This is a genomic window from Variovorax paradoxus B4 (assembly GCF_000463015.1).
In the GTDB taxonomy this organism is placed as follows: domain Bacteria; phylum Pseudomonadota; class Gammaproteobacteria; order Burkholderiales; family Burkholderiaceae_C; genus Variovorax; species Variovorax paradoxus_E.
In genome coordinates this window covers 4,107,005-4,119,874 of the sequence record NC_022247.1, presented here as the reverse complement: position 1 = coordinate 4,119,874, position 12,870 = coordinate 4,107,005, and the positions used below count along the sequence as shown (strand labels likewise).

Annotated in this window: 12 protein-coding genes and 3 tRNA genes; 10 read left to right on the top strand and 5 right to left on the bottom strand. The window is 66.3% G+C overall.

Annotated elements, in window-relative coordinates; all coding sequences use genetic code 11:
- The first annotated feature begins 32 nt into the window (after positions 1–32).
- The 3 genes from VAPA_RS19185 (at position 33) to VAPA_RS19175 (ending at position 381) form a co-directional block, all read left to right on the top strand.
- Positions 33–108, top strand: a tRNA-Ala gene (locus VAPA_RS19185).
- Between the two features lie 51 nt (positions 109–159).
- A tRNA-Glu gene (locus VAPA_RS19180) sits at positions 160–235 on the top strand.
- A gap of 69 nt (positions 236–304) precedes the next feature.
- Positions 305–381 (top strand) — tRNA-Asp (locus VAPA_RS19175).
- A 55-nt stretch (positions 382–436) separates the two neighbouring features.
- On the opposite strand, the gene VAPA_RS19170 is transcribed toward VAPA_RS19175, so the two are convergent.
- The 4 genes from VAPA_RS19170 to VAPA_RS19155 form a co-directional block, all read right to left on the bottom strand.
- The gene (locus tag VAPA_RS19170; RefSeq protein ID WP_021008421.1) at positions 437–1,669 is read right to left on the bottom strand and encodes a phosphatase PAP2 family protein; all 1,233 of its coding nucleotides are present in this window, start codon (positions 1,667–1,669) and stop codon (positions 437–439) included.
- Positions 1,670–1,781: 112 nt separating this feature from the next.
- On the bottom strand, positions 1,782–3,077 hold the full coding sequence (locus VAPA_RS19165; protein WP_021008420.1) for a M20 family metallopeptidase: 1,296 nt from the start codon (positions 3,075–3,077) through the stop codon (positions 1,782–1,784).
- Positions 3,078–3,160: 83 nt separating this feature from the next.
- The gene (locus VAPA_RS19160) at positions 3,161–5,266 is read right to left on the bottom strand and encodes a TonB-dependent siderophore receptor (protein ID WP_051255396.1); all 2,106 of its coding nucleotides are present in this window, start codon (positions 5,264–5,266) and stop codon (positions 3,161–3,163) included.
- 189 nt (positions 5,267–5,455) lie between these two features.
- Entirely contained in the window at positions 5,456–7,204 is a 1,749-nt protein-coding gene (locus VAPA_RS19155) for a hypothetical protein (RefSeq protein WP_021008418.1), read from the bottom strand.
- Between the two features lie 324 nt (positions 7,205–7,528).
- Here VAPA_RS19155 and VAPA_RS19150 point away from each other — a divergent pair, with 324 nt between their 5' ends.
- Positions 7,529–8,113, top strand: coding sequence for a BPSL1445 family SYLF domain-containing lipoprotein (locus VAPA_RS19150; protein ID WP_021008417.1), 585 nt, complete (start codon positions 7,529–7,531; stop codon positions 8,111–8,113).
- Here VAPA_RS19150 and VAPA_RS19145 read toward each other — a convergent pair.
- Positions 8,094–8,948, bottom strand: coding sequence for a hypothetical protein (locus VAPA_RS19145; RefSeq protein WP_021008416.1), 855 nt, complete (start codon positions 8,946–8,948; stop codon positions 8,094–8,096). The two genes, VAPA_RS19150 and VAPA_RS19145, sit on opposite strands and share 20 nt — an antisense overlap.
- Before the next feature lie 313 nt (positions 8,949–9,261).
- Here VAPA_RS19145 and VAPA_RS19140 point away from each other — a divergent pair, with 313 nt between their 5' ends.
- From VAPA_RS19140 to VAPA_RS19115, 6 genes are all read left to right on the top strand, one after another.
- On the top strand, positions 9,262–9,807 hold the full coding sequence (locus VAPA_RS19140; RefSeq protein ID WP_021008415.1) for a sigma-70 family RNA polymerase sigma factor: 546 nt from the start codon (positions 9,262–9,264) through the stop codon (positions 9,805–9,807).
- Positions 9,808–9,903: 96 nt separating this feature from the next.
- Complete coding sequence (locus VAPA_RS19135) at positions 9,904–10,107, top strand: hypothetical protein (protein ID WP_021008414.1); 204 nt, start codon at positions 9,904–9,906, stop codon at positions 10,105–10,107.
- A 100-nt stretch (positions 10,108–10,207) separates the two neighbouring features.
- Positions 10,208–10,465: an MbtH family protein gene (locus tag VAPA_RS19130; protein ID WP_021008413.1), complete on the top strand. Its 258-nt coding sequence runs from the start codon at positions 10,208–10,210 to the stop codon at positions 10,463–10,465.
- Between the two features lie 5 nt (positions 10,466–10,470).
- Positions 10,471–11,208 carry a thioesterase II family protein gene (locus VAPA_RS19125; RefSeq protein ID WP_021008412.1) on the top strand — a complete coding sequence of 246 codons (738 nt, stop codon included), beginning with the start codon at positions 10,471–10,473 and terminating at the stop codon, positions 11,206–11,208.
- Entirely contained in the window at positions 11,186–11,875 is a 690-nt protein-coding gene (locus VAPA_RS19120; RefSeq protein WP_021008411.1) for a 4'-phosphopantetheinyl transferase family protein, read from the top strand. Before VAPA_RS19125 ends, VAPA_RS19120 begins: the two co-directional genes overlap by 23 nt.
- Positions 11,872–12,864: a TauD/TfdA family dioxygenase gene (locus VAPA_RS19115; protein WP_021008410.1), complete on the top strand. Its 993-nt coding sequence runs from the start codon at positions 11,872–11,874 to the stop codon at positions 12,862–12,864. Before VAPA_RS19120 ends, VAPA_RS19115 begins: the two co-directional genes overlap by 4 nt.
- The last annotated feature ends 6 nt before the right edge of the window (positions 12,865–12,870 follow it).

Below are 12,870 nucleotides of genomic sequence, written 5' to 3'. Positions count from 1 at the left end.
TGATTCTGAAAAGAAAAGCCTGAAAGTCAAATGGGGGTATAGCTCAGCTGGGAGAGCGCTTGCATGGCATGCAAGAGGTCATCGGTTCGATCCCGTTTACCTCCACCATCAAAGTGTCGAGAAGATAAGTGCTGATCGCAGCACGGTTCCTAAGGTTTTGACCCTATCGTCTAGAGGCCTAGGACACCACCCTTTCACGGTGGCTACCGGGGTTCGAATCCCCGTAGGGTCGCCAGTTTCGCGCAAGTGAAGCAGGCACAAGTCGTCAGCACTTGGCTCCGCAAGGAGTGAACGTTGTCTACCAGGAGTGGTAGTTCAGTTGGTTAGAATACCGGCCTGTCACGCCGGGGGTCGCGGGTTCGAGTCCCGTCCACTCCGCCAGTCAAAGAACGGGTTGCATCAGAAATGGTGCAACCCGTTTTTCTTTGGCTGCGCGCTATGCGTACGAGCGCCCGATGGCGGCGGCGGCCGGATCCCGGCTCCCACCCAGCCTCGCCTGCAGGATGGCCAGAAGCGCCAGGACCGGCAGGACCAGTTCCAGAATTTCCTCGAAGCTGAGCATCAGGTAGCGGTGAAATTCTTGGGAAGACTCTGCGGCGAACAAGCCCGGCCGTCCGGCGAGCGGGACAGCGACCTGGTCGAGGATGATCGCAGTCCCGATGACTGCAACGAAGGTCAGCGAGGTGGTGGCTTCGGGCCGCCATTGCCGCCATGAGCGCATCGCACGGTGTGCGGACCAGGCGCGTTTGGCCAGCCACCCGGCTGCGATGGCAATGGGCCCGAGGATGGCCGTCGCAGCAAGAATGCGCGAGAGCGGCGCTGCCAGCAAGCCGGTGCCGAAATGCGCCAGATGCCAATCCGCTTCCCGGGCCGCGAAGGCAAGAAGCAATATGCAGATGGCCAGCCGGTCCAGCCGCGAGAGAAACGCCACGCGAACCATCAGAACGCAGAACACCGCAGCCAGATACAGAAGAACCGTGCTTTTCTCGACCGGTCCGTCTTCCTCCAGCACCGCCGGCCCGATCATGCCGGGCGTGTTGGAGCCGACCCATGCCGCGGCGAGGATGAACACCAGCACCAGGCAAGGCCCGGCCCTGCCATCGGCCAACGCGCGCAATGGCGGTGCCAGGGCCGCTGCTGGCTGGGGAGCGAGCCTGGGCGCCACAGCCTGTACCGCAAACAGCGCCGCGGCAATGGCCACGCCCAGCAGCGCACCGGCGGCGACGTCGAACGGAAAATGAATGCCGACGTAGACACGCGCCCAGCCCGTGGCCACGGCAGCAGCAAGAATGACGAGCCCCACGTCGCGCATCGAGCGTCGCAGCAGCAGCATGAAGGCCATGGTGAACATCACCGAAGCGTGGGTGCTGGGAAGTCCCGCGCGCAGGCCGTGGGGAACGTGCGCAGGGCTCAGCCCCATCATGAAGGGACGCGGCACGCCCACGGAAGCAGCGATCTCCTGCGAGATCAGGGAAGCCGCTCCTCCGGCGGCCAGCACCGCCAGCACGCAAGGCCGCTGCGCAACATGCCGCCATGCGGCCCAGGCAAGAACCGCCGCACATGCCCACGACGAACCCAGCGCGATGGCCGATGCCAGCCGCAGCACCGCGGGCGAGGGAGAGAAGCCCGCCGCGAGTGCATCGAAGAGGGCGAGATTCAGCGGATGCATCCTTTTGGATTCACTTTCCTTGCGGGTTCGAGTCGTCCACGCGAACGACGTGGCGTGCATCGTAAAACGACCTTCGCCACGCGGGTATGACACAACGCTTCTTCGGTCTCGATCAATCGATGCGGTCGACGCCGCACCAGCGCGCCATGAACACCGCCAGCACGGCGGTCACCTGCACCAGGCTGTCGATGGAAACCCACTCGTCGATGCCGTGGATGCTGGAGCCCGTGGGGCCATAGCAGACCGCAGGGGTCTGCCCGTAGATGTTGAAGAACTTCGCGTCCGTCGTGCCCGTGAAGGCCCCGGGTTCGAGTGCCTGCCCGACGATGTCCTGGTGGCACTTCGAGAGCTCGGTGACGATCGGCGAATCCAGGTCGAGGTCGAAGCCATCGGCCTGGAAGCCTTCGTAGATCAGCTGGTAGCGCAGGCTCTCGCGGGCCGGATGCGTGGCGTAGGCGGAAGCCAGCACGGCCTCGACCTCGGCCTTGGCCCGGGCCACGTTCATGTCGGGATAGAAGCCGATGCGAATGTCGCTGCGGCAGGCCGAGGGCACCGACGAGGCCCATTCGCCGCCCTGGATCTTTCCGAGGTTGAAGTTGACGGGATGCGGATGGTGCGCGTAGCTGCGATAACGATTGGCAGGCTCGTTCCAGCGCTGCTCGAGCTTCTTGAGTTCCGAGAAAAGGTACAGCGAGAAGTCGATCGCGCCGACGCCGGTCTGGGCCACCGAGGCATGCACCGGTTTGCCCAGCACCTCGAGCGCGAACCACAGCACGCCCATCTGGCAGGTCATCACGCCGCCGAGCGGCTCGGGGATGATGGCCGCGTCGGCGCGATAGCCCTCGACCAGGCAGGCCAGCGCCCCGTTGCCCGTGCACTCCTCTTCCACCACCGATTGAAAATACACCGGCGATGCCGGTTCGAGCCCGAGCGACTGCAGCGCCGCATACGCCATCGTGTAGGCCGCAATGCCGGCCTTCATGTCGGCAGCGCCGCGGCCGTGGAGCCGGTCTCCCTCGATCACGGGTTTGAAAGGCGGGTGCTTCCAGAGCACCTCGGCGCCGGTCGGCACCACGTCGATGTGGCCATTGAAGATCAGCGATCGGCCCTTCTGCGGCCCGCGGGGCTGATGAATGCCCACGACGTTGGTGCGCCCTTCGTACGGGACGATGGAGGGCGAGTAGCCCGGATGCTGACGGATCTTTTCCTCGTCGATCTCGAACTGGTGGACACGCAGGCCCAGCTTCGCGAAGGACTCGGCCATGAAGGCCTGTGCATCCTGCTCTTGTCCCAGCAGCGAAGGATGCGCAACGAGCTGCTCGAGCATTCGAACGGCCGGCGCGCGCAGTGCGTGGGCGGCCTCCACGATGGCGGCTTCGCTGATCTGGTCTTCGGTGGCGTTGGGCATGGAGTCGGGGCCGCCTGCTTCGGCGATGCGGGAAGAAGGAGGTTCATTCTTCCACGCTGCGCAGGCGCCGCCCCGGCAATGCCCTAGAAGTCCAGCTTGGCGCTCAGGCTGAAGGTGCGCGGGTCGCCGGGCTTGATGTAGTTGTCGTACTGGTATTCCCAGTAGCGCCTGTTCGTCAGGTTGTTCACCGCCACGCGGAAGGTCGTGTCGTGCCCGTGGATGCGCGTGGCGTAGCTTGCGCCGATGTTGGCAACGGCATAGCCGGGAAGCTTCAGCTGGTTCGCCGCATTGAGCATGGTGCTGCCCGTGTACTTTGCATCGGCCGAGAGTTTCAGGCCCGGCACCTGCGGCACCGCATACGACACCTGCGCCGTGGCCACGAAGTTCGGCGCGCCCGCCACGCGGTTGCCGATGTTCTCGGCGCCGCGCCGGTACGAGGTGTCGAGGAACATCAGGTTGCCGCCGATCTGCCACTGCGATCCCAGGCGCGTGGACGCGGCCAGTTCCAGGCCCTGGTAGATCGACTGGCCGTCCCGCACCAGCACGTTGGCGCTGTTGGCGTATTCGGCGCCGCGCTCGATGCGGAACAGCGCGGCCGTCGCGCTCCAGCGCTCGCGGTCGGTCTTGATGCCCAGCTCGTACTGCTTGCTCTTGAGCGGCTTGAGCAGTTCGCCTTCGTTCGCGTAGAGGTTGCCGACCGAGCTGCCCTGCTCGAGCGATTCGACATAGCTCGTGTAGAGCGTGGTGTCGGGCGCGGGCTTGAACATCAGCGCCAGCGTCGGCGTCACCACGCCTTTCTTGGCGTACTCCGAGGTCTTGGCTCCGTCGGTGCCATAGCCCCGCTGTTCGTAGTTGGTGCTGCGCAGGCCGGCCAGCACCGACCAGCGGTCCGACAGCTTCATGGTGTCGCTCGCGAAGACCGCGCGCTGCGTGATGTCGCTGTTGCGATAGAGCGCGAGGTCGGTCGTGCTGGCGTAGGCGTTGGTGTTCTGCCCGAAGATGCTGCCGGTGCCGATCCACTGGTAGATGCTGTTGCTGCTGTAGTCGTTGACCTGCTTCTGCCACGCTGCGCCCAGCGTCAACTGGTGCTCGATGCTGCCGGTGCGCAGCTTGCCCTCGGCCATGGCCTGCCACTGGTCGAAACGATGGCCCTCGCGGGTGTCGGAGCGGTAGTCGTCGTAGCTGCCGCTCGCATCCTGCAGGTAAAGAATGCCTTCGTTGCGGCTGCGCTTGGAGGTGCTGTGGCTGTAGCTGGTGCTCAGCGTCCAGTCGGGCGTCAGCTTGTACTGCAGGCCTGTCGAGTAGAGCTGCAGATCCGTGGCGAGGTGCTGCCCGGGGCCCACGAGTTTCTGGCCGTCCTCGCGGATCGTGGCGGGCAGGCGCGTGCCGGTATAGCCGCTGGTGACGATCGACGGCGTCTGGTCCGTGGACTTGCGCTTCTGGTAGAGCGCGTCGAAGGTCCAGGTCAGGTCGCGTGTCAGCCTGGCGTCGAGCGCCAGCGACACCGAATCGCGGCGGATGCCGCCGTCGTTGAAGGTCTTGCCTTCTTCGTGCGTGGCATTGAGCCGGTAGCCGAAGCGGTCGTCGGCGCCGAAACGCCCGCCCAGGTCGACGTGCTCGCTCCAGATGCTGCTGGACTTGTAGCCGATGTCGATGCTCCTCACGGGCTGATCGGTCGGCTTCTTGGGCACGTAGTTCACGATGCCGCCCGGCGAGCCGAAGCCGTACATGAAACCCGACGATCCCTTGAGCAGCTCGATCTGCTCGAAATGCTCGTAGGGCAGCGTGATGGCGTAGCTCAGGAAGGGCTTGCCGTCCATCCGGTAGCCGTTCTGCCAGTCCAGCGGCAGGCCGCGCACGGTGATGTAGCTGGCCCAGCTGCTGTAGGCGCCGCTGTTGTCGGACACCGAGGCATCGAGCGCGAACACGTCGCCCAGCTTGGACACCTGGCGCTCCGCCAGGTCTTCACTCTTGACCACGGTGGTGGAGAAGGGCGTCTCAAGCTGCGTGCGTGCGCCCAGGGCGCCGCTGCTCACCTTGGCGCCGAGATGCTGGAGCGTTGTTTCTTCCGCTGCGGTGGCTGTGACGGTCGGCAGCGCGGCGGCTGCCCTGTCCGTGGCCTCCTGGGCATGGGCACGGCCGCTCTGGGCGGCTGCGCACAGGACCAGCAGCGTGGCGCCGGTGCCCAGGCCGAGCGTCGAGTTCTTGAAGGAGGGGAGGGAGGCGGTTCCTGGTGCCGGGCACGCGCCGGCCGGCGCAGCGCCCTTGAGTCTTGCGTTCAACAATTGCTATCTCTGGAAGTAAATAGCAATCATTATCATTCAAGAGTTGGGAGGAATCTTGCAGAACTTCCGGAGGACGAGGGGTTTTCTGGCGCGTCAACGCAGCAGGCCGGCCACCATGTTGGCTGCGCCCTGGTAGTTCTCGCGCGCATGGCGGCGTTCGAATTCATGCAGCCGCGCAGCGAGTCCGGCTTGCTGCGCCGTCACGCCCGCCGGCAGTGCACGCACGGCCGACGCCTGCGCCAGCGCATGCTCCAGATCCCTCGTCATGTGCTGCGAAAGCGGCCAGCCGGCGCCCAACGGCTCCAGCCGCCAATCGGCCCAGTCATGGATGCGGAAGCTGCCATCCTCTTCCCTGAAGACTGCGTTGCTGGAGAGATGGGGCTGTATCAGCTGCAGCGGCATGGCCTGCATCGCCTGCACGAAGGAGGGCCAGGCGAGCCGCAGCGACTCGATGGCGTCCGCCTGCACCTTGTGGGCGGCAGCTTCCCGCAGTGCGTCGAAGCGGATGTGCGGGAGCCGCTCCGGCAGAAGGGCGCGCGAGCGGCGGTAGCGCTCGACAAGGCCGGGCGGTGGCTCGTACGCCATCAGCCGGATGCGCAATGCCGAGACGCCCTGCGCATATTCCGTTCCGTTCGTGCGCCGGGATTGCGTGTTCCAGCGCATCAGGTGGCAGGCAAAGCCACTCACGCGTGTCTTGCCGAGCCATTCGAAGGCGGGCAGTCCGGCCGCGCCAATGTCCAGCAGGTCGGCTTCCTGTTGAGCCGCCGCGTCGCGCGCGTGGTCGAAGAGCTTGAAGAGAAAGCCATGGTTCGCGGCAGCCCCGCCGTCGAGCGGCCTCACGAACAGTGCCTTGATGTTGCCGGCACCCAGGGTCCGGGTCTGCACCTCCAGCCGCGTGCCTTTGAGCGGCAGGCCGAGCTGCGAGCGGAGGACCTCGCGCATCCATTGCTCGCGTCGGGCTGGTTCCAGCAGCTCGTCGAATGGGCTGCGAACCGCCGCGGGTGCCTGCCATCGCACATCGGGCAGGAAGAGCGCGCGAACCTGGCTGCGCTGCCTGTCCAGCGCGGCGAAATGAAGCACCACGAAAGCGGTCTGCTGCAGCGCCTGGCGCAGAAGAATCAGCGCCACCAGCACCACCAAGAGCGGCGGCAGCGCATCGCGCCAGTATTGCCACACCACGATGGCCAGCGCGCAGAAGAACCCGCCCTGCACGAACCCGCTCATCAGGCGGTTGAGCGAATCGCGCACGCCATGCGCGAGGCCCGGCCGCCACGCGATGGCGCCGTGCAAGGCCGATGGCACGAGGCCGCACCACAGCAGCGCCGCCAGCAGCATGGCGGGGTACAGAGCGGCCAATGCCACCATGGCCAGGCCGGCGAACACCAGGGCGGCAGCGCTGCGCAGCAGGCGTTGATAGGCCTGCCGCGCGGTCTTCGACTGGTTGTTGAACAGGCCCGTTTTCCCGCTGGCCTGCCATTGCTTTTGCGCGCCGCGCTCGCACAGCCAGTCGATGAGCTTTTCGGCCGCCAGATGCAGCACATAGGCCGCGACGATGGCGCCGCCGACAACCAGCACCTGGGTCTTCTGCGGCGTGTCGGAAAGGACTCGCGGCAGCAGCGTGGGCCCCTGGGACCCGGTCAGCATGACGACGAGTTTCCACGGCAGCCAGAGCGTCATCAACAGGCTCAACTGCGACGCGAGGACCGTTCCCACGACCAGGACCACATGGCCCGGCGTGTGTGCCAGCAGGATGCGGTAGACCGGCAGGCATGAGCGCACGGCGCGCAGCATGGCGGGGTACACCCTGGCAGGCCGGTCAGGCGCCTCGATCGCGACGCCCATCAGTGCAGAGCCTGGCGCGGCCTGGAAGGTACAGACAAGGCATCTGGCGGGTGGTTCATGGCGGCTTCGCTGGAGGTGGTTCCGGCCGGCCGGGACTCATCCGTTACAGGGGGTGGCGCGGCGGCGCGCCAGTATGCCATCGGCAACACCGGGCAGCCGATCGGGCCATCGTTCCTCGGCGGCTCGACTTCGCGTAGGCCGTTTTCCCAAGTCGGCTTCAGCGGTATTTTGCGGTCTTAGCATGGGTGTTCGAACAGGCTGCCGAGGGCCGCGAAAGAAAGCGCCTCGGCCTTTCCATCTTTCCAGCCAGCAAAGGAGAGCGTCATGCGATCCATCCAGTTCCGAAGCCTTGCGCTCGCGTGTGCCGTTGCAGTGGGCGGCGCCGCGGTGGTGGGCTGCACCACCACGCGGCCCCAGGACCAGGCCAGCACCGCTTCAACGCGTGCATCGATCGATGCCCAGGTCGACGCCGCACTGTCCAAGTTGTATGACACGGTCAAGGGCTCGCGCGAGGTTGTTTCCTCGTCCAGTGGCGTGCTGGTGTTCCCCGCCGTGGTCGGCGCCAGCATGGGCATCGGTGCCGAATACGGCCGGGGCGCGCTGCGCGTGAACGGCCGCACGCAGGCCTACTACAGCACCACTGCGGGTTCGATCGGCTTCCAGGCCGGTGCGCAGTCGAAGGCCGTGATCTATGTGTTCACCACGCAGGCTGCGCTCGACAAGTTCCGCAGCAGCAAGGGATGGACGGCAGGCGCCGATGCCACCGTGGCCGCCGCAACCATGGGCGCGAACGGCAGCATCGACACCAACACGCTGCGCCAGCCGGTGGTCGGCTTCGTGCTGACCAACGTGGGGCTCGAGGCGGGCGTTTCGCTGTCGGGCGCGAAGATCACAGAGATCCGGCTGTAGCCAGCTGCGCCCGCAGTTCGGCGAGCTGCCGGCGCAGACTCTCGTTCTCGGCCGTCAGTTCGGCCACGCGCCGTTCCAGCACTTGAACGGCGTCGGGCTGCCCTGCAGGCTGATCGGCCGCATCCGATTCGGCCGATTCCTCGCGCGGCTTGCGCCTGGCCTCGCGAACCCGCTTGGCGGCCTGCCTGAGTTCGTCCTTGCCCGCGTTTGCCGCCGACACCTGCTCTTCGGCAGGCAGGCTGGCCACGGCCGCCGCCGTGTTGATGGAGATCACGCCCGACTTCACCGCCGCCACCAGTTCGGGCGCGGCCTGCTTCTGGATCTTCTCGATCATCACGACCTGGTTGCTGCTCAGGCGCGCGGCCCTCGCGATGGCTTCGCGGCTGCTCAAGGGGGCGGGCGGGGGCAGGGCCGCGGCGCCGCTGTCGGTGGATGACTCGGCAGCGGGCGTATCGGCGTCGAAGGGCGCGTCGTCGTCCGGTCGAGCCGTCTCGGCCAGCGCACGCGCACGCCGCTCGTCGACGATGTCCTTCTTTCTGAGCGCCAGCACGCCACGCAGGAAGTCCGAAATGCTGCGCCGGCCGAGGTGCTGGTCGATCATCCAGAGGTGCACGTCCTCGATCGTCTTGAAGCGCGTGTTCTGCACCGTCTGGAACGGCAGCCCGTGCTTCTGGCAGATGCCGTAGCGGTTGTGGCCGTCCACCAGCACGTCGCCCCACAGCACCAGCGCGTCGCGGCAGCCTTCGGTGAGGATGCTGCGTTCCAGCGCCTCGTGTTCCTCCGGAGTCAATGGATCGATATAGGCTTTGAGTTCTTCGTTGACGACGATGTTCATGGGGGAGGGATCGGGGGGATCGGGGAAAGGGGCGGGATTTTAGATGCGGGGTGGACGCGATCATCCTGCCGTCATGCAAGCGCTCCACCATCGATGAGCGGATCGACCGATTTCCGGCGCTCGCCTGTCTCGCTTTTGCGTACTCAAACGTCTAGTGGATATGGAGCATGAAGGGGTTGGGATATCGGGGCTTTTTGTATCCACAAGTAGTAATAGTTCTCATTTGCATTGAATACTTCAGGAGTACCGCCTTCATGTTCATGTGTCTGCACCCTCGCCGACGTTCTCTTGGGCGATCCGTGCCCCGCCTCGCATGATGCGAGAGCCGATCGACAGCGCGCTGCACCTTTCGGAGCCCACGCTCGCGGAGGTCTTCATCGCGAATCGTGCTCAGCTCCTGCGCGTGGCGCGAAGAATCGTTCGCACCGCGGAGCTGGCCGACGATGTCGTGCAGGACGCCTACCTCAAGATCACCGACGGCCCTTGCGTGCGCAAGGCCGATCGGCCGATCGGCTATTGCTGCCAGGTCGTGCGCAATGTTGCGCTCGACTGCTGCCGGCGCCACACCGTCGAGGCCAACTACCGCACCTTCGATGTCGATGTCGAAGCGCTCGATGTCGCCGGCGTGCCCACCCCCGATCGCCTGATGCGCGAACGCCAGGCGATCCAGGCCATCGACAAGGTGCTCGCGGGGCTCCCTGCGCGCACGCGCCTGGTGTTCGAGCTCTACCGGCTCGAAGGCCTCACCCAGCGCGACATCGCTCAGCGCCTGGGATGCGCGCTCGGCCTGGTGAACGGCCTGATTGCCGAGGCGGCGCAGGCGATCAAGGAATGCGGTCGCCTGCTCGAGGACGACTGAGCCTTCGCACGCCTGCGGGATTGGTGTAGGGTAAAAGCCTTAACTCCCGCGCGGCTTGCCGATGTACTGCCGCGTGATGCATCACACCCTTCACGCATGACACAAGAACAGGACGATCCCATCTGGAGCACCGCATGGCAGTGGGTGCAGCGCGAGCACGACCACGAGAGCTTCGATGCCCGCGCGCGGGCCGAGATGACGGCCTGGCTTCTTGCCGATCCCCTGCACCGCAAGGCCTACGATAGGGCGGCCCGGCTGTGGCTGCTGGCCGGACTGGTGCCGCCGGCCGCCACGGAGTGAACAGATCGCGTCCTGAAACGTCTTGTTGATCAGGAGCGAACAGATGGCCCGCCGGGCCGCCTGATCGCCAGAACCTGTTCAACCGCATAAGGACGCACCCATGTCGACGAGCTGCTTCGATCGCAAAGACGAGACCTTCATCGTTCTGGTCAACCACGAAGACCAGTATTCCATCTGGCCCCACTGGAAGGCCGTGCCGAAGGGCTGGACAGCGGTCGAGGGCGTCAAGGGCGACAAGAAGACCGTGCTGGCCCACGTCGAGCAGAACTGGACCGACATGCGTCCCCGCTCGCTGCGCGAATGGATGGCGCAGCAGAACCCGGCGACCGGAACCGCAGCCCAAACCTCGGCGGGCTGACGCGCATGGACGCGAGCGTCTCGCTGCTGTGCCTGCCTTGTGCGGGCGCCAGCGCAACGATGTACCTGCGCTGGCGGCGGCTGCTGCCGCGCTGGGTCCACATCGTGCCCGTGGAGTTGCCTGGCCGCGGTGGCCGGCTGTCCGAGCGCCTGGTCCGGAACTTCGATGAGCTCGTCGCGCGGGTCTGCGCGGAGCAGGCCGAGGTGCTGCGCGGCGACTTCGCGATCTTCGGCCACAGCATGGGATCGTTGCTGGCCTACGGCATCACCCGCCGGCTGCAATCGATGGGGCGCCCATTGCCGCTTGCGCTGCTCGCTTCCGGCAGCTGTGCGCCTTCGCGGCGCGATCCCGCGCGCTTCGCCGGCAAGACCGACGACGCATCGCTCGCGGCCGAATTGCGCAAGCAGGGCGGAACGCCCGAGGAAGCCTTCGCGAGCGCGGAACTCATGCGCATCACGCTCGACATGCTCGGGGCCGACTACCGTGTGTGCGAGAGCTTCCGGTACCGCGAAGAAGCGCCGCTGCCCATGCCCGTGCATGCCTTTGCCGGGCGCGAAGACGACATCGACGCGGCATCCGTCCACGCGTGGTCGGCCGAGGCGGGCGGTGTCTTCACGCTCGACTGGTTCGACGGCGGCCACTTCTTCATCCGGCAGCACGAAACAGCATTCCTGGCCGCACTCACCGACCGGCTCGCCCAGGCTGTTGCAGGAGGGCGCCATGCGTCCCGTGTCCTGGCCTGATCCGCTCCCCGCAGGCATCGAGGTTTACCGCCTCGACTGCGACCTGGATGCCGATGTCTCGGCCGAGCGCCAGCTGCTGGCATTGGCCGAGCGCGCGCAGGCCGACAGGTTTGTACGCACCGCCGACCGCGTGCGCTTCACGGCCACGCGCGCGGCCCTTCGCGGCCTGCTTGCCCGGCGCGTGGGCTGCCAGCCGGCCGAGGTACGGCTCGCCGTGGGCCTGCACCGCAAGCCCTTTCTCGACGTGGCCGGTGGCGATGCGCCGCTCTTCAACGTCTCGCACTCGGGCGCCCATGCGCTCATCGCGCTCGCCGATCCCCGCGTGGTGAGCGCGGTGGGCATCGACATCGAGGCCTGCAGGAGCGACGTCGACGTCGAGGCCGTCGCCTCGCTCGCCTTCACCGGCAGCGAACGCCGCGCGCTGCAAGAAGCTGGCGACCCGCTGCAGGCCCTCTACAGCCGCTGGGTCGGCAAGGAGGCGGTGCTCAAGGCCGTCGGCGTCGGCGTGGCCGAGCATCTTCAATCCATCGGCGTCCATTCCGGTGCGCACGGGCGATACGTCCTCGAATACGCCTTCCCCGAATGGTCCGGTCTTCAAGCCGTGGCGCTCGACGCGCCCACGGGCTATGCCGCCGCGCTCGCGTGGCGTGCCAAGGAATCGACATGAATGAAACGCTCACCCGCCTCGTGCGCAGCAAGGCGCCCGCCGGCTCCGACCTTCCCGTCCTCATGACACCCGCGCATGCCGGCGAAGACCTGCTCTCGGCCGTGGAGCGCCTGCGCCCGCAGATCGAGGAGTCGCTGCTGCTTGCCGGCGGCGTGCTGCTGCGCGGCTTCTCGGTGCCGGCGGTGGAAACCTTCCAGCAGTTCGCCTCGTCGTTCGGCCATCCGTTGCTGAAGTACGAATTCGCCTCCACGCCGCGCTCCGCGGTGTCGGCCTCCACCGGCGCAGGTGTCTACACCTCCACCGAGTACCCGGCGCACCAGAGCATTCCGCTGCACAACGAGCAGGCTTACACGCGCGAATGGCCCATGAAGATCTGGTTCCACTGCGTGACCGCCTCGCCCGAAGGCGGCGAGACGCCCATTGCCGACAGCCGCGCGGTCTACCGCCGCATGCCCGGGCACATCCGCAAGCGCTTCGAGCCCGGCATCCTGTACGTGCGCAACTTCGGCGAGATGGACGTGCCATGGCAAAAGGTGTTCAACACCGAAAGCCGCGCCGAAGTCCAGGCCTTCTGCGAGCGCTCGGGTATCTCGTGGGAATGGAAGGACGACGACGGCCTGCGCACCCGGCAGCTCTGCCAGGCCGTGGAGACGCATCCCGTGACCGGCGAGCAGGTGTGGTTCAACCAGGCCCACCTGTTCCACATCTCTGCGCGCGAGGCCGAGGAGCGCGAGGTGCTCGAAGAAATCTACGGCATCGAGAACGTGCCGCGCAACACCTTCTTCGCCGATGGCTCGACCATCAGCGACGAAATGTTCGACGAGGTGCGCGCCGTGCTCGATGCAGAGACGGTCACCTTTCTGTGGGACGAGGGCGACGTGCTGATGCTCGACAACATGCTGGTGGCGCATGCGCGCTCGCCATTCAAGGGGCCGCGCAAGGTGATCGTGGCCATGGCCGAGCCGCACGGAAATCTGGGCCGCTTCTAGAACCGC